At 63.9% G+C, this 19,869-nt stretch carries 15 protein-coding genes; 9 read left to right on the forward strand and 6 right to left on the reverse strand.

The genetic code is table 11. The annotated features are described in order from the left end of the window. The first annotated feature begins 10 nt into the window (after positions 1-10). The 4 genes from hutU (at position 11) to I6F31_RS10990 (ending at position 6,574) form a co-directional block, all read left to right on the forward strand. Positions 11-1,681 (forward strand): urocanate hydratase, encoded by a 1,671-nt coding sequence (hutU, locus tag I6F31_RS10975; protein ID WP_225114636.1) that lies wholly within the window; start codon positions 11-13, stop codon positions 1,679-1,681. Between the two features lie 439 nt (positions 1,682-2,120). Further along, on the forward strand, positions 2,121-4,961 hold the full coding sequence (locus I6F31_RS10980) for a patatin-like phospholipase family protein (RefSeq protein ID WP_225185394.1): 2,841 nt from the start codon (positions 2,121-2,123) through the stop codon (positions 4,959-4,961). Positions 4,962-5,129: 168 nt separating this feature from the next. Further along, on the forward strand, positions 5,130-5,909 hold the full coding sequence (locus tag I6F31_RS10985; RefSeq protein ID WP_225185395.1) for a hypothetical protein: 780 nt from the start codon (positions 5,130-5,132) through the stop codon (positions 5,907-5,909). Next, on the forward strand, positions 5,906-6,574 hold the full coding sequence (locus I6F31_RS10990; protein ID WP_225185396.1) for a hypothetical protein: 669 nt from the start codon (positions 5,906-5,908) through the stop codon (positions 6,572-6,574). The genes I6F31_RS10985 and I6F31_RS10990 overlap by 4 nt, the downstream gene beginning before the upstream one ends. Positions 6,575-6,674: 100 nt before the next feature. Here the strand turns inward: I6F31_RS10990 and I6F31_RS10995 are convergent, their stop codons facing one another. Both I6F31_RS10995 and I6F31_RS11000 read right to left on the reverse strand, forming a co-directional pair. After that, positions 6,675-8,693, reverse strand: a complete 2,019-nt coding sequence (locus I6F31_RS10995; RefSeq protein ID WP_225185397.1) for an EAL domain-containing protein — start codon at positions 8,691-8,693, stop codon at positions 6,675-6,677. Positions 8,694-8,962: 269 nt separating this feature from the next. Further along, the gene (locus tag I6F31_RS11000) at positions 8,963-10,096 is read right to left on the reverse strand and encodes a hypothetical protein (RefSeq protein WP_225133233.1); all 1,134 of its coding nucleotides are present in this window, start codon (positions 10,094-10,096) and stop codon (positions 8,963-8,965) included. A 457-nt stretch (positions 10,097-10,553) separates the two neighbouring features. On the opposite strand from I6F31_RS11000, the gene I6F31_RS11005 reads away from it, so the two are divergent. Next, on the forward strand, positions 10,554-11,363 hold the full coding sequence (locus I6F31_RS11005; RefSeq protein WP_225133404.1) for a substrate-binding domain-containing protein: 810 nt from the start codon (positions 10,554-10,556) through the stop codon (positions 11,361-11,363). On the opposite strand, the gene I6F31_RS11010 is transcribed toward I6F31_RS11005, so the two are convergent. After that, positions 11,337-12,035, reverse strand: coding sequence for an ABC transporter permease (locus I6F31_RS11010; RefSeq protein WP_036007971.1), 699 nt, complete (start codon positions 12,033-12,035; stop codon positions 11,337-11,339). The two genes, I6F31_RS11005 and I6F31_RS11010, sit on opposite strands and share 27 nt — an antisense overlap. A 317-nt stretch (positions 12,036-12,352) precedes the next feature. On the opposite strand from I6F31_RS11010, the gene I6F31_RS11015 reads away from it, so the two are divergent. The 4 genes from I6F31_RS11015 to I6F31_RS11030 all read left to right on the forward strand — a co-directional run bounded on the left by I6F31_RS11015 (position 12,353) and on the right by I6F31_RS11030 (position 16,566). Continuing rightward, entirely contained in the window at positions 12,353-13,204 is an 852-nt protein-coding gene (locus I6F31_RS11015) for a 3-hydroxybutyryl-CoA dehydrogenase (RefSeq protein ID WP_036007996.1), read from the forward strand. A 138-nt stretch (positions 13,205-13,342) separates the two neighbouring features. After that, complete coding sequence (locus I6F31_RS11020; protein WP_036029348.1) at positions 13,343-13,807, forward strand: group III truncated hemoglobin; 465 nt, start codon at positions 13,343-13,345, stop codon at positions 13,805-13,807. 237 nt (positions 13,808-14,044) lie between these two features. Then, complete coding sequence (locus I6F31_RS11025) at positions 14,045-14,698, forward strand: Rieske 2Fe-2S domain-containing protein (RefSeq protein WP_036007969.1); 654 nt, start codon at positions 14,045-14,047, stop codon at positions 14,696-14,698. 143 nt (positions 14,699-14,841) lie between these two features. Further along, positions 14,842-16,566: a methanol/ethanol family PQQ-dependent dehydrogenase gene (locus I6F31_RS11030; RefSeq protein ID WP_225152521.1), complete on the forward strand. Its 1,725-nt coding sequence runs from the start codon at positions 14,842-14,844 to the stop codon at positions 16,564-16,566. Positions 16,567-16,660: 94 nt separating this feature from the next. Here the strand turns inward: I6F31_RS11030 and I6F31_RS11035 are convergent, their stop codons facing one another. The 3 genes from I6F31_RS11035 to I6F31_RS11045 form a co-directional block, all read right to left on the reverse strand. Further along, on the reverse strand, positions 16,661-16,918 hold the full coding sequence (locus I6F31_RS11035; RefSeq protein ID WP_036041998.1) for a hypothetical protein: 258 nt from the start codon (positions 16,916-16,918) through the stop codon (positions 16,661-16,663). Positions 16,919-16,990: 72 nt separating this feature from the next. Continuing rightward, a complete protein-coding gene (locus I6F31_RS11040; protein ID WP_225127673.1) occupies positions 16,991-19,303 on the reverse strand; it encodes a molybdopterin cofactor-binding domain-containing protein in 2,313 nt (770 codons plus the stop codon). A 1-nt stretch (position 19,304) separates the two neighbouring features. Continuing rightward, positions 19,305-19,757: a (2Fe-2S)-binding protein gene (locus I6F31_RS11045; protein WP_024342565.1), complete on the reverse strand. Its 453-nt coding sequence runs from the start codon at positions 19,755-19,757 to the stop codon at positions 19,305-19,307. Positions 19,758-19,869: the final 112 nt, after the last annotated feature.

A 19,869-nucleotide genomic window follows, 5' to 3' on the forward strand; every position in this document is an offset into this window, starting at 1 on the left:
AGAGGCCCGCATGAACCGCCGTCTGGACAATGACCGTACCATCCGCGCTCCCCGCGGCAGCGACATCAGCGCCAAGAGCTGGCTCACGGAAGCGCCGCTGCGCATGCTGATGAACAATCTCGACCCTGACGTCGCGGAACGCCCGAGCGAGCTCGTCGTCTATGGCGGCATCGGCCGCGCCGCGCGCGACTGGGAGAGTTTTGACCGGATCGTTGCGGCCTTGCGCAAGCTCGAAGCCGACCAGACGCTGCTGGTGCAGTCCGGCAAGCCGGTCGGCGTGTTCCGGACCCATGCCGATGCACCACGCGTGCTGATCGCGAATTCCAACATCGTGCCGCATTGGGCGACGCTCGATCATTTCAACGAGCTCGATCGCCAGGGCCTGATGATGTACGGCCAGATGACGGCGGGCTCCTGGATCTATATCGGCAGCCAGGGCATCGTGCAGGGCACCTATGAAACGTTCGTCGAGGTCGGTCGGCGTCATTACGGCGGCAGCCTCGCCGGTAAATGGATTCTCACGGCCGGCTTGGGAGGCATGGGCGGCGCGCAGCCGCTGGCGGCGACCATGGCCGGCGCTTCGATGCTTGCGGTCGAATGCCAGCCGAGCCGCATCGAGATGCGCCTGCGGACCGGCTATCTCGACCGGCAAGCCGCAACGCTTGATGAAGCGCTCGCGATCATGGCGGACGCCGCGAAGACGAACAAGGCGGTCTCGGTCGGCCTGCTCGGCAACGCCGCGGAGATCTTCCCTGAGCTGGTGCGCCGCGGCGTCAAGCCCGACATCGTCACCGACCAGACCAGCGCGCACGATCCCATCAACGGCTACTTGCCGAAGGGCTGGACGCTTGCCGAATGGGAAGCCAAGCGCGCGTCCGATCCGAAGGCAGTGGAGCGCGCCTCGAAGACGTCGATGGTCGAGCATGTCCAGGCCATGCTGGATTTCCATGCCCAGGGTATTCCGACGCTCGACTACGGCAACAACATCCGCCAGATGGCACAGGACATGGGCCTGAAGAACGCCTTCGATTTCCCCGGCTTCGTGCCCGCCTATATCCGCCCCCTGTTCTGTCGCGGCGTCGGGCCATTCCGCTGGGCCGCGCTGTCGGGCGATCCCGAGGACATCTTCAAGACCGATGCCAAGGTCAAGGAGCTAATGCCTGACGACAAGCATCTGCACAATTGGCTCGACATGGCAAAGGCGCGCATCAAGTTCCAGGGCCTGCCGGCACGGATCTGCTGGGTCGGTCTCGGCGACCGCCATCGCCTCGGCCTTGCCTTCAACGAGATGGTGGCACGTGGCGAATTGAAGGCGCCGATCGTGATCGGCCGCGATCATCTCGACAGCGGCTCGGTGGCGAGCCCCAACCGCGAGACCGAGGCGATGAAGGACGGATCGGATGCGGTGTCCGATTGGCCGCTGCTCAATGCGCTGCTCAATTGCGCCAGCGGAGCGACCTGGGTGTCGCTGCATCATGGCGGCGGCGTCGGCATCGGCTATTCGCAGCACGCGGGCATGGTGATCGTCGCCGACGGCACGCCCGAGGCTGCGAAGCGGATCGAGCGCGTGCTGTGGAACGATCCCGCCACCGGCGTCATGCGGCACGCCGATGCAGGCTACGACATCGCGATCGAGTGCGCGCGCGACAAGGGGCTCGATCTGCCGAGTCTGGCGACGTAGCTACAGCTCTCTTGTCCACCTCTCCCGCAGCGAGAGCTGGATCGTATCGCGAGATGCAGTCCGGGTGAGGGTTACGGTCCCTCCGAACGCCGCGGGGCGTATCGACCGGCAGCTTTGGCATCGTCGCCGCCGCAGTGTGAGCCGCTCGGGCCGGCACCAGAGAGCGGTTTCGGCGTACGCCTCCGACGACGGGGTTCATCCATGAGATAGCGAACCATCGCGCCGGCCCTCATCGGCCCTATCGCAACAATGGGCCGTCCCTCGCTCCGAATACCTTGCCGGGATGTCAACCATTTATTTCGACCTGAGCGAGTTTTTTTGTTTCTTGCTAGCTCAGGTTTGCGGCATCATGCGTCGCCGGCGTGTACAGGTGGCTGACATGGCTGACGATGGGCGAGCGCCGCCCGACGGAACAGGCGGGGAGGGTCTGGGAGGGATCTTGCGCCGCAAGATCTCGGTTGTGCCGGACCTGCTGGGGTTCGGCGGTCGTGCCACTGACGTCCGACCGATCGGATGGGATGAGGTGCATGCCGACGAGTTGGCTTGGATTCGCAAGCGCCGCGAGTCGCTTGGCGGCCGTAGCGACGGTGGCAACGCGCTCGATATGCAGCTCTCAGCGCTCTCGTTATCCGGTGGCGGCATCCGTAGCGCGGCATTTGCGCTTGGCGTGATCCAGGCGCTCGCGTCTAGAAAGCTGCTCAAGCATTTTGACTATCTCTCGACCGTCTCGGGTGGAGGCTACGTCGGTGCCTTCCTCACCGCTTGGGTACAGCGTACCGACTACGACAAGGTTGAGAAGCAGCTGGACCTTTGGGCGAGGCCGGCGCCCGACTCGCCATTGTCTCATCTCCGAAGGTACAGCCGCTACCTGGCTCCGCATTCGGGCCTGCTGTCCCCAGATACCCTGACGATCGTAGCGTTGTTCACGCGCAATCTGCTGCTCAACTGGATGATCATATTTCCTTTTGTCATTGCCGGCATCATCGCCGTGAAGTTCGGGGCAATGGGCGTCTGGCTGCTTGATCGGGTCGAATGGTTGCAGGAACTGCCCGCCTTGCTCGCCAGCATCGGGCTGGCGTTGATCGGCGCCTCACTGGTGGATTCGCTGCGACAACGGCCCGGCTGGGAGAGCGAAGTTTCGCAGGGATTGCGCTTCAATCGCAACGAGTTGATTCCGATGGCGTTCGGCACCATTTTCACGATGACCGCTGCGGCAACGGCCTTCGCAACGAACAGGAACTTCGGTCTTGCCGACGCGGTGAGTATCACAGGCACGGGTGCGGTGATCGGCCTCACGGTATGGCTCCTGGCGTTCTACTTCGCGCGGAAGGCGGAACTCGATTCCAGCGAAACGGGCAGCGACTCGGCGAGCGCGGCGTCCCCCAAATCCACTGATTCTACGGTCGCGACGGAGCCCGCCAAGCGATACGTGGTGCTGACCGCCTTCAGCTTCACCATCGCCGGCGCGGTGACCGGAGCAGCCGCTGCCCTGGTCGTCTACGCTTTCCCAATGATCAAGCCGGACTGGATGGATCGCGACCTGGCGATCATCACCTTCGGCCCTCCGCTGGCAATGAGCGCGCTGTTCTTCGGCGAGCTGGCGTATATTGGCCTCGCCAGCAAGACCCCGTGGGCAGATGCCGAGCGCGAATGGCTGGCGCGGGCTGCGGGCTATCACAGTCTTGTTGCCGGCATTTACCTCATCGTTACGGTGCTGGTGCTTTTCGGGTCGCCGCTGATGTTCAAGCTGCGGCCGACGCTCGGCCCGCAGCTCATTGCCGCCGCCGGCGTCCTCGCCGGCATCCTGATCGCGGTGCTCGGCAAGGCGCCATCAACGGCTGCCATGAAGCGAGAGCAGGTCAATTCGTGGACGGCTGTCCTCTACCGCGCCATCCTCGGTTGCGCCATGCCCGTTTTCCTGGCAAGCGCCGCGATCCTGATTTCGTGGCAGTTCGACGATATGCTGTTCGGCAAGCCGCTCACGCGATCGTACTTCACGAGCGCGCCGACTCCACACGTGCCTCTCTTGATGGCGATGACCTGGACGCTATGGGCCTTCATAGGCCTTACCGTCCTCGGGCTCATTGTGTCGCATTTCGTCAATATCAATCGCTTCTCGCTGCACAACATCTATCGCAACCGCCTGATCCGTACATTCCTGGGCGCGTCGCATACGGGTCGCACGCCGAACTTGTTCACCGATTTCGACGAGCGCGATAACCTCAAGCTGCGCGATATCTGGCCAAGCAAGGCCGAGCCGCTGAAGGGAAAACCGGCGCACGAACCCACGCCGCCACCTCAATTCCTCGTCGTCAACATGGCTCTGAACACGCTGGCATCGCAGGAACTCCAGCTGCAGGAGCGCAGAGCGCTTTCGTTCGTGGCCACGCCCCAATATATCGGCTCGGGTGACCAGAAATGGCGCCCGTCGCCGGATGCGGTCCCGATCGAGGGCTGCTTCCGTCCGGCCGCGTACTACAACGGCGGCATGTCGCTCGGCACCGCGGTGACAATCTCAGGTGCCGCCGCCAGTCCGAACATGGGGTATCACTCCTCACCATCGCTCGGCGTGCTGATGACGATGTTCAACGTGCGGCTTGGCATGTGGGCCGGCAATCCTGGTCCGGAAGGCGCCGCCACTTTCTTCCGCCAAGGGCCGCGGCCCGCCTACGAGCCGCTGTTCCGCGAGGCAATGGGAATGACCAAGGCGACCGACCCGTACGTCTACCTGTCGGACGGTGGTCATTTCGAGAATCTCGGCGCATACGAGATGATCCGCCGCCGCTGCAAGTACATCATGATCAGCGACGCGGCCTGCGATCCCAACTACGGTTACGAGGATCTCGGGAATCTGGTTCGGCGGGTCTCGATCGATTTCGGCGTACGCATCAAGTTCCGGCGGCCGCTTGACACGAGCGGAAAAGCCTCGCCCCACAAGGGCGAACCCTGCTCGCTCGCAGACATTTATTACCCCGATGATGGTGCTGCCCCGCCCGACCTTGATGATGAGGCGAAGGCGGAGCGCCGGCACGGTCTGCTATTCTACGTGAAGCCCGTCCTGTTCGGCACCGAGCCCACATCGGTCATTGCCTATTTCAATCAGCATCCCGAATTTCCGCACGAGTCGACGGCGAACCAATGGTTCGGCGAGACCCAGTTTGAGGCGTACCGCGCGCTCGGCGCTTTCGTGATGGAAGAAGCTCTCAGCGACGTCCGACCCGGATGCGGATCGGAGATCGCGGACCTGTTTGCCGTGCTCGATGACAGATACCCAAAGTGATTCTCGGACCGAAGGAGATTTTTCATGCTCTGCCCGTCTCGCGCTCGAACGACAGCCGGAGGCATTGCGGCGCTTCTGCTACTGTGCGCGCCGGCCGCGTCGCTGGCGCAGGCCGACTTCAACTGCGCCCAATTGGCAAATGCGCCGCCCGGTCTCTATGTCAAGCGATTGGAGGACGCGGCGCCGGTGCCTGTGCCGCGGGAGTTCAAATACGATATCAACGCACAATTCTACTACATTCCCGTCGGGCCACGTACGGTCGGCGAGAACGAGGAGGTTGTCTATCACATCCGCTCGCAGACAAAGGCGGCCGATGCCGGCCTACGGGCTGATCAGGCGCTGGTCTATCGCGGGGAGGTCCGGACTTCCTGCCAGCGCGGCAATCTCGTGCAGCCTTTCGCCGGCGACGAGTTCGCCTCGTTTACCGAGAACAGCCGATACGTGTCGCTGAACCGCTACTTCGATCATCACGCCGAGCGGGCGAAGGACCGGCGCGAAGATTCGGGGCTGCGCACCTATTTCCATTTCGAGGTCAGCGATGCCGGTCGCGGGTGCTTCCGCACAGACGATTCAAATAAGGTCGGCCCACTGCACGGCGCCTATGGATTTCCCGACGTGCGGCCGAACGCCGTCCTGGTGACGCGCGCAACAGAAGTTGTGGGCCCGGTTGCTGCGGACGAGCCGACTGCACGGTCGCAGCGCTATGCCGGGCTTTCCTCGGAGTTCGCCTATGTGCGGGGACCAGGGCCCGTCTGCTTCAGCTTCACCTCGCCGCGTCCCACCGCCTCTTCGCTGCGCGGCCAGATATTTACCTGGAATCGCGACTATTACGCGGTGGAGCAGGCGAAGACTTGGCGGCCGATCCGTACCGACTTCGTGATACATCGCGTACCGAAGGGCGAGCGCATGACAGCTACGATCATATGGAAGGATGGGGCGGGACAATGACGGCAGCGGAGCCCGGCACCGCGCATCAGGGGGTCGGCTGGCGTATCGTGGCGACGCCGTTTCCGAACGCGGCGATCGTCTCGGATCCCGAGCGTGAGCGCAGAATTATCAATTGGGTATGGGCGACCGTTCCGCTTCAATACTACACGCTCACGCGCTATGCAGGCGCGCTGAAGAGTAACGAATGGCTGGGGATCATCGTTTCAGTCTCGTCCTGCATGCTGCTGATCCTTCTTGTGAGCTTCGTCCTGTCCCGGATTGTTCCGATGCAGGTGCGGGTTGCGGTCGAGCCGAAGCTCGAGCGTGAAGTCAAGTTGCGAGCCTGGTCGGTGGCGCTGATCACGCATTGGGCCGCCGCGGTTACGCTGATCGCGATTTCATTTTTTCTGGGAGACATGCTCGTCGGCAAGAGCGAGGACCTGGTGCAGCAATTGTTCTGCCGGTTCGTCGTCGCTTGCCACAATCACCCCGAGCTGCTTTCGGGCGCGACTATCTCGATCTTCCTGATCTACTCGGTTCTGGCGATGGCGCTCGTGTTCAGCGTGCTCAGGTTCGGTCGAAGCACGACGCCGACGGCGACCGTTCCAGCCCCGTACGCGCTTGCAGTGATCGCTATCAGCACAATGCTGCTTGACCTCCTGCACAGTGCAGCGAAATGGCATTGAGGCAGTCAGCAAAAGGGGGGCGGCCGCGCGACAAATCCAGCGATGCGCCGCATTCCTTTCGACCAAGACATCCGGCCGCGCTGCGGCATGCCGCGCCTGCTCAGGCCGGCACTCGCGATGTCGCTTCGGCGTACAGCCCGAGTCGGCGGGATTCGTCGGTGAGATACCCGGTCACGGCAGGGCCCGGCATGGGCTTTGCGAAAAAATACCCTTGAATGAAGTCGCATCCCAGGCGGCGCAAGGTGTCGAGCTGAGCACGCGTCTCGACGCCCTCGACGACGCAGGCGATCTCCATGTCGTCGCAGAGACCGGTGAGCGATTTGATGATCTTGTGGCTGACGGGATTCTCGTTGATGTCGGAAACGAAGCTGCGGTCGACCTTGATCTTGTCGAGCGGCAACCGGTGCACGTGGCTCAACGACGAATAGCCGGTGCCGAAATCGTCCAGCGAAATGCCGCAGCCCATTGCCTTCAGCGTTGCGATCGATTGCTGTGCGCGGACGAAGTCGAAGGTGACGGCGGTCTCGGTGATCTCGAAATCGATCCGGCGCGGCGGCAGCCCGCTCTTCTCGATGATCGAGATCAGCGGCAGGATGCCCTCCGCCGCACAGACATCGTGGGCTGAGAGATTGAACGACAGGCGGATGTGATCGGGCCATGTCCTGGCGATGGCGAGCGCGCGCACCAGCAGCGCCTGCGTCAGCGGCCGGATCAGTCCGATGCGCTCGGCGGCCGGAATGAAATCGGCCGGGGAGACCAGGCCGAGGCGGGCGCTGCGCCAGCGCGCCAGGACCTCGAATCCGGCGGTGTGCTCGCTCATGGCATCGACGATCGGCTGGAACACCAGGTCCATCTCGGTGCTGAAATCGGCGGTGCGCAGCAGATTCTCGATGACTCCACGACTGCGGATCTCGGCCTCGAGCTCGCTCGAGAAGATCACGGTGCGGCCGCGCAGATGGCGCTTGGCATGATAGAGCGAATAGTCGGCACATTCATAGAGTGCTTCCGCGGTCGTTGCCGATTGGGGAAACGAGGCAAAGCCGATCGAGCAGGACAGCCCGGTATGGGCAGTGTCGAGCTGATAGGGAAGCCTGACCTGGTCACCGATGCGCTGGCCCAGCCGCAGCAGGTCCGCATCGTCGGGGTCGCCGCAAACGACCAGGCCGAACTCGTCGCCGCCGAGGCGGGCGAATTCGACCCGCTGCGGACCAAAACCCTCGCAGACCTCGCGGATGCGCCGGCCGGCCTCGATCAGGACGCGGTCTCCGACCGAATGGCCGTAATTGTCGTTGATCGGCTTGAAACCGTCGAGATCGATGATGCCGACCGCGATCCGAACGTTCCTGCGTTCGGCATCGGTGAAGGCGCTCGACAGTTCGGCGAAGAAGCGGCGGCGGTTCGGCAGCTCGGTGAGTGAATCGAGATTGGCAAGGCGGAAGTTCTCGTCAGAGAGCGCCTGCGTCGCCGCCTGTTGCGCGAGCAACGACTTGCGGCTGGCGACGAGATCGGCGAAGTCGCGGTAGTAGATGAAGAGCACCGTCACCATCGCGGCGGAAACCAGGAGGTTGTTGACCGCGATCGCCTTCAGCGTCGGCTCGCCCGTGGCGAAGAAGAACAGCACATAGGGCACGTCGACGATCAGCGTCACGATCAGCGCCGCTGAGCGCAGATGCATCAGCGAGAAGATGCAGCCGATCACGGTGACCGCCATGTAGAACGCGACCTGGCTCTTGGCGAAGGGATCGCCGTAGGGGTAGAGCGCGAAGGACCAGGCGGTGAAGCCGGCACCGATCGGCAGGGTCAGCCAGTTGGTGGCGCGCAGATTGCGCAGGATGTCGGCGTCGCTGCGCACCAGCCGGCGCTGGCGCAGCCACCAGAAGGTCCGCAAGCCCGCGAGCACCGTCAGCACGGCCGGCACGATCATCGTCAGCCAGTCCGGCGCCACGTTCACATAGGTGTAGGCGACCGCAATCGTGTTGCTGATGAGGATGAAGTAGAGCAGCGGGATCTGCTTGGAGAAGGCGTCGAACTGCGCCCGCGTCAGGTCCGGATTGTCGGCGGGAACGCGAAACAATCGCATCGCGGCGGCAAGATGCGATTTCAAATCGGCAATAGGCATTGCAATACGAGCCCCAGATCCCCTGAAAAACGTAGGCAATCTTGCACGGCAGGGGTAAAGGGCCCGTTAGATCGATCCTGACCCGGCCTAGGCCAGCACTGGTTGCGCGCTGCCTCTGCATTTTCCGGTCGCGTGCATTGGTGAGGTCCCGTTAAGGATATCCGGCCGCAGCGTGCGCACGTCTCAGGCACAGGTCGCCCGAAATCGCTGCAGCTACCGCCTGCTATCGCCCATGCGCGACATCAGCCTAGCACATGGCCACGGTCGGATCAGGCGAGGACGGCCTGGCGCTCGCGCGCCGGTTCGCGGACGCGCTCGCTGGTCCGCGGCTCGGCAAGCTGCGTGAAGCTCCGATGGCTCGCCTGAACCGGTGCCTCGACGATCACGCCCTCACAGACGATCTGTCCGCCGAGCATCCTGAATTCCAGCTTGTCGTAGCGCGGCATTGTCTCGCCGGGTGCCGGGGGCAGCAGCCCGATGCTTCCCTGGATGTTCAGCGCGGCTTCGCCGGTGCCGTGCAGCCGCGGATTCCACATCCTGATTCCGCTCTCCGCCCAGCGCTGCCGGATCAGCGCCGCGCGGTCGGCGGGCTCTGCGGCTCTCGCGCGAACTTTCGGGACGTTGCGGATCTCTGGCGAAGGAGACGCGAGAGCCGGAGCCGGCTCGATATCGGTGACACCGCTCAAGGAGTCGTTAGTCGCCGCAGCGAGCGGAACATCGTTTGTAGGGACTTGCGGGCTTTCGACTACGAGCGCCGGTTCGCTGTCGGCGCTGGCTTCAGAGGCATCAGTCGTGACGCTATCGGCCTCGGCGCGGAGAAGCTCGACTTCTTCGACGGCGACCGGATCGACGGCAGCGGAAACGTCGGGCGAGGAGGCTGCCTCGATGATGACATCAGGGACATCAGTCAAGGCGGTCGCGACCTCCGCTGACGAAATCACAACCTCTTCTACGACGGCGGAGTCGACCTCTGCAGGAATCTCAGCAGGCGATGCATCATCATCAACGATGGCGAGATCAGAGGCTGCAACTGGCTCGCTCTCCGCACCGACCGATGCAGCCAGCACCTCCTCGGAGGCTGGCGGCGTCGCGGGCGCCTCGATTTCCGTCACGGTCTCCGGAGAGGAGTCCCCGCTGATACGGATTTCGTCGGACGGATTCTCCGCGACGACAGACACAGCCGCATCGTTCTCCGCGACCAGAGCCTTGGTGGCGGGGGCAGCGTCGTCGCGCACCGGGGCGGTGCTGATCTCGGCGCTTGGAGCTTGAGCCGGGACCTCGACGTCTTCGATGATGGCGGGCGAAGCGTCCGTGGCGGTCGGCGCGACCTCAATGTTGCCGCTGTGCGGCACAGGCCGGAGTCGGGAAAACGCCCAGTTCACCGCAGGGATGCGGCGCAGCAACGATATCAGTCTCGAAAGCACTGGGAGTTGTCCAAGAGGTGCTCAGCGTGAGGCAATCGCTGATTCGTCAGCAATATGAAAACCTGCCCCGGCCGTCACATCCGTGTCAATGTAGGGTGGACCAATTGCAGAACATCCGCGCATCCAGCGCGCATCCGCCCGAGTTACGCAACCCGCACAGCAGCCGATGATGCAATAATACCCCTGTTTTGCCCGACGCCGCAAGCGCGTCTTCGGCAACACCGAAATGCTCAAGCCTTTCAACCCCATCGCTACTGTGCATGGGGTTGTTTTTTCACTTCTTGTTTTGCAGGCGTGCCTAGCCCGCGCCGGCGCGTTTTTTCTGTCAGACGAGGTGCACCGCCCGCATCAACTCTCGTTGCAATCCAAGCTTGGGGTTCCCGTCGTCGCCGCGAGCCGCTATTCAGAACCGTCATTGTCTGGCCGAGGACGTCGCATGAGGAAGCTTGTCATCATCGGAGCGGTCCTGCTCTACTCCTCCATCGCATCCGCACAGGACCGCACCATCACCGTGGCTTCGACCACCTCGACGGAACAGTCGGGGCTGTTCGGTCATCTGCTGCCGCTGTTCTCGAAGGCCGAAGGCATCGGCGTGAAGGTCGTCGCCGTCGGCACCGGCCAGGCGCTGGACATCGGGCGGCGCGGCGATGCCGACGTGGTGTTCGTCCACGACAGGCCTGCCGAGGACAGGTTCATGTCCGAAGGGCAGGGCGTGAAGCGCTTCGACGTCATGTACAACGACTTCGTCATCATCGGCCCCAAGAGCGATCCGGCGCAGATCTCGGGCAGCAAGGATGCGGCCGAGGCGCTGCGCAAGATTGCGACCGCAAAGGCGCCGTTCATCTCGCGCGGCGACAAGTCCGGCACGCATGCGGCCGAGCTGAGACTATGGAAGGAGGCTGGCGTCGACCTCAGTGCCGGCAAGGACATTTGGTACCGGGAGATCGGCCAGGGCATGGGTCCGGCGCTGAACATGGCCTCGTCGTCGAATGCCTACCTCCTGTCGGACCGCGGCACCTGGCTGTCGTTCAAGAACCGTGGCGAACTCGCCATCCTGACCGAGGGTGACAAGCGGCTCTTCAATCAGTACGGCGTCATGCTGGTCAATCCTGCAAAGCATCCGAACGTGAAGGCAAAGGAGGGACAGGCCTTCGTCGACTGGCTGGTTTCGCCGCAAGGGCAGCAAGCGATCGCCGGGTACAAGGTCGGCGGCGAGCAGCTATTTTTCCCCAACGCGCCCAACTAGGACGAAGGCGACGGTCGAGACCGCGACGCTGAGAGCGAGCAGGATCAGCCCGAGTCCGAGCGCCAGCGGCAGCTCGCCTTTGCTGGTTTCCAGCGCGATCGCCGTCGTCATCGTGCGGGTGAAGCCGCGGATGTTGCCACCGACGATGATGATGGCACCGACTTCCGCAATGGCGCGCCCGAACGCGGCGAGAAAGGCCGTCAGCAACGAGGTCCGGCCGAGCGCGAACAGCAGGGCCATGCTGCGCAGGGCCGACAGCCCGTCGATCCGCGCCAGGTCGCCATACTCCGCCCACAACAGGCTTGCCGGCCGGTGCACCAGCGCCACCACGATCGGCGTCGCCAGCAGCGTCTGCGCGATCACCATGGCGGCCGGCGTGAACAACAAGCCCGCCGCCCCGAACGGGCCGGACCGCGACAGCAAGAGATAGAGCGCGAGCCCGACCACGACCGGCGGAAGCCCGAGCAGGGCATTGGTCAGAATGATGATGATTTGGCGTCCCCGGAAGCGGGTGATCGCAAGCAGGGCTCCAAAGGGGGCGCCGATCAGGAGCGCCAGGATGCTGGCGGTCAGGCTGACCCGCAACGACAGGGCGACGATGCCCAATAGCTCGGTGTCGGCGTCGCCGATCAGCGCAAAGGCGGCACCGATGGATCGTGCGAAATCGTTCATCCGGTCTCGGGCAAGCCCCTGTTCCGCGGTAGCCCCGCGCCGCCCTTCTCGCTGCTGCCGCTGCCATAATCAAGGGGCGAGGGGGTGGGCAGCCCCGCCGGAGCCGTTGGAGAAGGGCTCAGGATGATCGGTAAACGCGGCCAGGGACCCACAATCGAGGCACCTGGCCGGCCCCGCGGGCGGCTTTCTTCCGGCCTCGGATGCGCTAAGGAACAGGATCGGGTCGCGCCGGCCCAATGGCGGTGCTAGACCCTAATGCAGGAACAATGGAGCCGGGCTGCGACTGGCGCGCCCGCAAGGATGAAGGATGTGACGCAATGATCCAGACCGTTGGCATCATCGGGGCAGGGACCATGGGGAACGGCATCGCGCAGGTCTGCGCGGCCGCCGGCCTCTCGGTCGTAATGGTCGATATTTCCGATGCGGCGGTGAACCGCGGCCTTTCGACCGTCGGCGGAAGCCTCGAGCGGCTGGTCAAAAAAGAGAAGATGTCGGCGGCCGACCGCGAGGCGACGCTCAAGCGCATCACCGGCACCACGGACCGGGCGAAGCTGTCGGATTGCGACCTCGTCATCGAGGCCGCGACCGAGAACGAGGAGCTCAAGGTCAAGATCCTGAAGGATCTCTGCGCCACCCTGTCGCCGCGCACGCTGGTCGCGACCAACACCTCCTCGATCTCCATCACCAAGCTCGCCGCCGCGACCGACCGTCCCGACCGCTTCATCGGCATGCACTTCTTCAACCCGGTGCCGGTGATGGCGCTGCTCGAACTCATCCGCGGCCTGCAGACCTCGGACGACACCCATGCCAAGGCGCTGGATTTCGCCAAGCGCGTCGGCAAAGTGGCGATCACGGCCAAGAACAGCCCGGGCTTCGCCGTCAACCGCATCCTGTGTCCGATGATCAACGAGGCGATCTTCGCGCTCCAGGAGGGCATCGCGACGGCGGAAGAGATCGACGCGGGCATGAAGCTCGGCTGCAACCATCCGATCGGGCCGCTCGCACTTGCCGATCTCGTCGGGCTCGACACCATGCTTTCGGTGATGGAGGTCTTTTACAAGGGCTTCAACGATCCTAAATATCGGCCAGCGCCGCTGCTGAAAGAGATGGTCGATGCCGGCCATCTCGGCCGCAAGACCGGGCAGGGCTTTTACACTTATTCCGCCTGACGAAGGCATTGGCGGCGGGCGCCTTAGCGTCCGCCGCCAGATCCCGCAATTTGCGCTGCGACAAAGACGCCGCGTGCGATAGGCCCGACAATGTCGAACGGGCGGCCTGCGGGGATAACGGAACGGATAGCAAAGGACATGTCGGATCGACTGAAGGCCGAGCGGGAAGCTGCGGCCGCGCGCCGGAGCCTGTTGACCCAGGATGCGATCGAGCGAACCGGGATCACCGAGGAGATGATTGGAGAACTCGTCACCCGCTTCTACGGACGCGTGCGCGAGGACGCGCTGTTGGGGCCCGTCTTCGGCGTCGTGCAGAATTGGGACGAGCATCTCGCCAAGCTCAGGGATTTCTGGTCGTCGGTCGTGCTGATGAGCGGCCGCTATCATGGCTCACCGATGCGGGCACACCTGCCGCTCAGCCTGGCCGGCGGCCATTTCGATCGCTGGCTCGACCTGTTCGAGCAGACCGCGCGCGAGGTCTGCCCGCCGGCGGCGGCTGCACTCTTCATCGACAAGGCGCGTCGTATCGCGGACAGCTTTGAGATGGCGTCGGCAACACTTGCGGGCCGCATCGCTTCGCCGCGTCACGTGCTCAGGTCGTGAAGGACACGATGCCTGCGTGGGATTCCGCATCGCATCGTGGCGTCGCAGCAATTCCTCCATCATCGGATCTGATCTGCGAAATCATCATGCCATTCGCGCAACGCGATGTAGAAATCGCGAAAACGCGCTTGAACGCATTTACTCCTACGCAATCAACGCGAGCAAAGCCATATTGATGCACTGCGGCGCCAAGTCTTCGCCTTGTTTTCGGCAGAGTTCCAGCGCCTGCTAGCGGGCATGGCTCGCGCATCGTTCGATACCCATTCATCATCTTCCGAAAATGCTACGGAACCCGACGTCGAAGCGGGCACCGAACAGACACGGCGATCCCTGCTGCTCGGTGCGATGGCCACGACGGCGTGTCTCGGCTGTTCAACCAGGGCCCGCGCAGGTGAGGATCCGCCCGGCTCGGATGAGCGGCCGCAGAAAGGCGATCTGCTCGTCTTCTCCGAAGGTGACCAGGAGGGAAAGCTCATCACTGCGGCTGATCTACGGGTCGGTGGACCGCCGATCCATGCCTGGCCGAAGGACCCCACCACATCGGTGGTGCGCAGCGCCTCGCGGCTCAACGAAATCCTGATCATCAAGCTCGATCCCGCCGACCTCGACGAGAAGACCCGCGCGCGCGCCGTCGACGGCATCATCGCCTATTCGGCGATCTGCTCGCATGCCGGCTGTCCCGTCACCGCCTGGGTGAAGAGCGATGTCGGCGACAAGGAGGTTTTCAAGTGCATGTGCCACAACTCCGAATTCGATCCCCGCGCGGGCGCGCAGGTCGTGTTCGGGCCGGCGCCGCGGCGGCTAGCAGCGCTGCCGCTGGCGCTCGCTGACGGTTCGCTCAGCGTCGCCGGCAATTTCATGGGAAAGGTAGGTGGCACACAGCCAGGATGATGGACGGTTGCGGGCTGGGCCCGCCTCACGACTAGCCGCCACCGCCGAAGGGCGGAAGACGGGACGAACGACAAGAATTCACAACAAGAATTCACAACAAGAATTCAAGCGGATGAAAAAGGGGAACGTCCATGAAAACTTCCATGATCAGGAAGCAATGGTTACTGTCCGGCTTGGTCGCCTTCACGTGTCTTGCCTCAACCGCCGCTCTATCGGGGCCGATCGAGAGTTATTCTCCGGTCACCGCGCAGCGGCTGGAAAACCCCGAGCCCCACAACTGGATGCTTTACCGGCGCACCTATGACGGGCACGGCTATAGCCCGCTCGATCAGATCAACACCTCCAACGTGAAGAACCTCACACCGGTCTGGACCTTTTCCACTGGCGTGGTCGAAGGCCATCAGGCCCCGCCGATCGTCAACAATGGCGTGATGTTCGTGACGACCCCAATGGGCCAGGTGATCGCGCTGAATGCGAAGACCGGCGACGAATACTGGCGCTACAAGCGGCAGCTTCCTGACGATCTGTTCCAGCTGCATCCGACCAACCGCGGCGTCGGTCTGTGGGAGGACAAGCTCTACCTCGCCACCACGGACGACCACGTGGTCGCGCTCGATGCCAAGACCGGCAAGGTGCTGTGGGACACGAAGGTGCAGGACTACAGGAAGGGGCAGTACCTCACCCTGATGCCCTTGATCGTCGACGGTAAGGTCATCGTCGGCGGCTCCGGCGGCGAGTTCGGCGTGCGTGGCTATATCGTTGCTTATGATGCCAAGGAGGGCAAAGAGTTGTGGCGGACCTACACCATCCCCGGTGAAGGCGAGCCCGGTCATGACACCTGGCAAGGCGACGACTGGAAGAACGGCGGCGGGTCGGCCTGGATGACAGGCAATTACGACAAGGAGACCAGGACGATCTATTGGGGTGTCGGCAATGCCGCGCCATGGCCCGGCGACTCGCATCCCGGCGACAATCTTTACACAGCATCGGTGCTCGCGCTCGATCCCGACACTGGCAAGATCAAGGCCTATTACCAATACCACCAGAACGATTCCTGGGATTGGGATGAGGTCGATGCGCCGATGCTGATCGATCTGCAGCGCAACGGCCGCACCATCAAGAGCCTGGTCCATCCGGGACGCGATGCGATCTTCTGGGTGCTGGAGCGGACTCCGACCAAGATCAATTACGTCGCCGGATGGCCGTTCGTCTTCACTGACGTCTGGAAGGGCATCGACGAGACCGGCAAGCCGATCGTGGATCCAGCGCACAAGCCGGTGATCGGCAAGCGCGTCGAGTTCTGTCCCTCGCTGTGGGGCGGCAAGGATTGGCCATCGGCGGCCTACAGCCAGAGGACCGGCCTCGTCTACGTGCCTGCCAACGAGAATTTCTGCGGCGGCTTTACCGGCGAGAAAGTGCCACTCAAGCCGGGCGAGCTCTGGCTCGGCACCAAGCCGGAAGACATCGGCCTGAAGACAAAGCCGGGCGCGGATCATTTTGGCGAGCTCCAGGCCTGGGATCCCGCAACCGGAAAGAAGGTCTGGCAGCACAACTTCCCCAAGTCGCATCTGTTCGGATCGGTCACCGCGACCGCTGGCGATCTCGTCTTCGTCGGCGGGACCAACGACCGCTATTTCCGCGCCTTCCACGCCAAGACGGGCGAACTGCTGTGGGAGCAGAAGACCAACTCCGGCATCGTCGGCATGCCGGTGTCATATGAGATCGACGGCACGCAGTACATCGCGATCCAGTCGGGCTGGGGCGTCGACGCGCAGCGCATCCAGGATGCGCTCGTGACCAACAATATCGGCATCGAAGCCAACGTGCCGCAGGGCGGCGTCGTCTGGGTCTTCGCGCTGAAGAAATAGCTCCGCGGGCGGATCGAAAGAAGCGGAGCAGCGGGGGGTGGCGAATGCGGCGGATGGCAACATCCGCCGCATTTGTTTGCGCAGCGCCAGATAACTACTTCCCCTCGCGCTCGACCTTGTCCTTCTCCTTCTGGTTCATCTCGCGAATCTTGGGATCCGGATTGTGCTGCCCGGTGGTCTGGGTGGCGGAGGCGGGTGGGGCGTTGGCGTTCGGCAGCGAAGTCTGGTCGGGGCCGGTGGGGCGCGTCGCGGTGGTCGGCGGCGTCGTGTTGCTCTGGGCGAATGCGCCCGCGGCGGTCAAAAGAAAGGCGCCCGACAGCGAGACTGCGAGCGCCCTTGAGATGTTGGTCATCGATCTGCTCCTGTCAGATCGATGGAAACGGCGCGAGGCGGCTTCTGTTCCGCCTCGCACTTCGGTTCCGTCTCACGCCTCCAATTGCTTGCCGATCGGAAGCGCGCGGATGCGTTTTCCCGTCGCTGCGAAGATCGCGTTGATCAGGGCTGGCGCGAACGGAGGGACGCCGGGCTCGCCGACGCCGCTCGGCGGCGTGTCGGGTCCGGGCGGCACGATGTAGACATTGGTCACCACAGGCGAGTCGTCCATCCTGACGACCTGGAAGTCGTCAAAATTCTTCTGCTGCACCTTGCCGTCCTTGAAGGTGATCTCGCCGTATTTGGCGAGACTGAGCCCCATGATCGCCGCGCCCTCGATCTGCGAAGCGATGCGCTCGGGGTTGACATAGGTGCCGCAATCGATCGCCGTGTCGACCCGCGGCACCGTCAGCTTGCCCTTGTCGTCGACGGCGACCTCGACGATGGTCGCGATGTAGCTGACGAAGCTGCGGTGCACGGCGATGCCGAGACCGTGGCCCTTCGGCACCTTTCGTCCCCATTCGCCCTTCTCGGCGACCAGCTCGACCACCTTGCGCAGGCGCGCGGTGTCGATCGGGTAGCTGTCCTGGGGCTCGCCGTAATTCCAGAGGTCCTTCACGTTGGGCTTGACGATGCGAGGCGAGCCGATCAGCTCGAGCAGCATGTCTTTCTGGTCGCGGCCCGTTGCCTGCGCGATCTCGCCGACCATCGACTGGACGGCGAAGGCGCGCGGGATGTTCGAGACCGCGCGGAACCAGCCGATGCGGGTGAACGCCGCGGCTTGCGGGTTCTCACACGAGATGTTCGCGATCTCGAACGGCATATCGACCAGGCCCATGCCGATCTCGAACGGCGCCTGATGCACCGTGCCGGCGGCAAAGGTCGAGGCGATGCTGGGAGCCACGCTGCGGTGGCGCCAGGCGATCACCTTGCCGCTCTTGTCGAGGCCGGCCTCGATCCGCTCGACCGAGACGGTGTGCAGGAAGCCGTTGTGGATGTCGTCCTCCCGCGTCCACTGCACCTTCACCGGCGCGCCGAGCTCCTTCGAGAGCAGCGCGGCTTCGAGCGCAAAGTCGCATTTCGACTTGCGTCCGAACCCGCCGCCGAGCAGCGTCACGTTGACCGTGACGTTGGCCTCGGGAATGCCGAGCGTCTTGGCGACGTCCTCGCGGGTGCCGCCGGGGCTCTGAACCGGCGCCCAGATCTCGGCCTTGTCGCCCTTGACGTCCGCGACCGCCACCGGCGTCTCCATGGCGACATGGGCGAGATGCGGAAGGTAGTATTCGCCGACGATCACCTTGTCGGCGCTCTTCAGGGCAGCGTCCGCATCGCCCTCCTTGCGCAGCACGAGCCCCGGCTTGCGCGAGGCCTCCTCGAGCTCCTTGCGGTAGGCGACGGAGTCGTATTTGCCGTTGGGACCGTCGTCCCAGGTCAGCTTCAGCGCGTCGCGGCCCTTGATCGCCGCGCCTGTGTTGCGCGCGATCACCGCGACGCCGCCGAGCGGCTGGAATTTCGAGGGCCACGGCCAGCCGCGCACCTGCATCACCTTCTCGACACCGGGGACCTTCAGCGCCTCCGCCGGCTCGAACTTGACCAGCTTGCCGCCGGTCACCGGCGGACGGGCGATCACGGCATATTTCATGCCGGGCAGCCGCACGTCGGCGCCGTAGTTCGCCTTGCCGGTGGTGATGTCGTGGAGATCGACGATGCCGATCTGGCCCTTGCCGAGATAACGGAAGTTCTTGGGGTCCTTCAGCTTGAGGCCCTCGATGCTGGGCACCGATTCCTTGGCGGCGTCGGCAGCGAGCTCGCCGAAGCCGAGCTTGCGCCCGCTGGCGCTGTGCACGACCTCGTGGTTGACCGCCTTGACCTCGGTCGCCGGCACGCCCCAGCGCTTGGCCGCGGCCTGCTCCAGCATTGTGCGGGCGGAGGCGCCGATCTGGCGCATCGGGATCAGATAATGCCGCGTGCTGCGCGAGCCGTCGGTGTCCTGGTTGCCGAACTTGACCTCGTCGCCATGGGCTTGCTGCACCTTGACCCTGGACCAGTCGGCCTCCATCTCCTCGGCCACGATCAGCGGCAGGCTGGTGCGCACGCCGGTGCCCATTTCCGAACGATGCCCGACGATGGTGACGATGCCATCCGCGCCTACCGAAACGAACACGCGCGGATCGACCACGACGCCGTGCGGCATCTTGCCGGCGCCGGTCTCATAGGCGAGCGCCTGGCGCGACATCACGGGGGCGGCGAGCACGAAGCCGCCGGTGACGCCGAGCCCCTTCAGGATGCTGCGGCGCGACACCTTCTCGACCTTGATGTGCTTTTCGAAGCCGCGAAGCTTGCGGGGATTGTCGATGAAGTTCATGTCACACTCCCGTCGATGCGAGATGGACGGCATTCTCGATGCGCTGATAGCAGCCGCAACGGCAGATGTTGCCGGACATCGCCTCGCGGATCTGGTCGTGCGAGGGTTTGGGATTCTCCATCAGAAGCGCCGCGGCCTGCATGATCTGGCCGGCCTGGCAGAAGCCGCATTGGGGCACGTTGACCTGACGCCACGCCTTCTGCACCGGGTGATCGCCGTTCGGATGCAGCCCTTCGATCGTGGTGACCTCGCGTCCGGCGACGTCGTTGACGGACGTGATGCAGGCGCGCACCGCTTGCTTGTCGACGATGACCGTGCAGGAGCCGCACAGGGCCTGGCCGCAGCCGTATTTGGTGCCGGTGAGACCGGCCTCGTCACGCAGGAACCAGAGTAGCGGGAGATCCGGGTCACCGTCCCAGCTCTGCTCCTGGCCGTTGATCTTCACCTTGATCATGATCGTGCCTCGCTCTTCATAAGCATGCCAAATTCAAAGTCCGCCGACGCCGGTCGGCGACCGCTCGTGCGTCGTCTCGCCACATCCCGCCGTAGTCCCGCGCGGGCAAATC

This window comes from Bradyrhizobium sp. NBAIM01 (assembly GCF_020194115.1).
GTDB classification, from domain to species: domain Bacteria; phylum Pseudomonadota; class Alphaproteobacteria; order Rhizobiales; family Xanthobacteraceae; genus Bradyrhizobium; species Bradyrhizobium yuanmingense.

Coding starts and splice junctions, on each gene's coding strand:
- hutU (WP_225114636.1), top strand. CDS start 11: ATGAACCGCCGTCTGGACAATGACCGTACCATCCGCGCTCCCCGCGGC.
- I6F31_RS10990 (WP_225185396.1), top strand. CDS start 5,906: ATGACGGCAGCGGAGCCCGGCACCGCGCATCAGGGGGTCGGCTGGCGT.
- I6F31_RS10995 (WP_225185397.1), bottom strand. CDS start 8,693: ATGCCTATTGCCGATTTGAAATCGCATCTTGCCGCCGCGATGCGATTG.
- I6F31_RS11005 (WP_225133404.1), top strand. CDS start 10,554: ATGAGGAAGCTTGTCATCATCGGAGCGGTCCTGCTCTACTCCTCCATC.
- I6F31_RS11010 (WP_036007971.1), bottom strand. CDS start 12,035: ATGAACGATTTCGCACGATCCATCGGTGCCGCCTTTGCGCTGATCGGC.
- I6F31_RS11015 (WP_036007996.1), top strand. CDS start 12,353: ATGATCCAGACCGTTGGCATCATCGGGGCAGGGACCATGGGGAACGGC.
- I6F31_RS11020 (WP_036029348.1), top strand. CDS start 13,343: ATGTCGGATCGACTGAAGGCCGAGCGGGAAGCTGCGGCCGCGCGCCGG.
- I6F31_RS11025 (WP_036007969.1), top strand. CDS start 14,045: ATGGCTCGCGCATCGTTCGATACCCATTCATCATCTTCCGAAAATGCT.
- I6F31_RS11030 (WP_225152521.1), top strand. CDS start 14,842: ATGATCAGGAAGCAATGGTTACTGTCCGGCTTGGTCGCCTTCACGTGT.
- I6F31_RS11035 (WP_036041998.1), bottom strand. CDS start 16,918: ATGACCAACATCTCAAGGGCGCTCGCAGTCTCGCTGTCGGGCGCCTTT.
- I6F31_RS11040 (WP_225127673.1), bottom strand. CDS start 19,303: ATGAACTTCATCGACAATCCCCGCAAGCTTCGCGGCTTCGAAAAGCAC.
- I6F31_RS11045 (WP_024342565.1), bottom strand. CDS start 19,757: ATGATCAAGGTGAAGATCAACGGCCAGGAGCAGAGCTGGGACGGTGAC.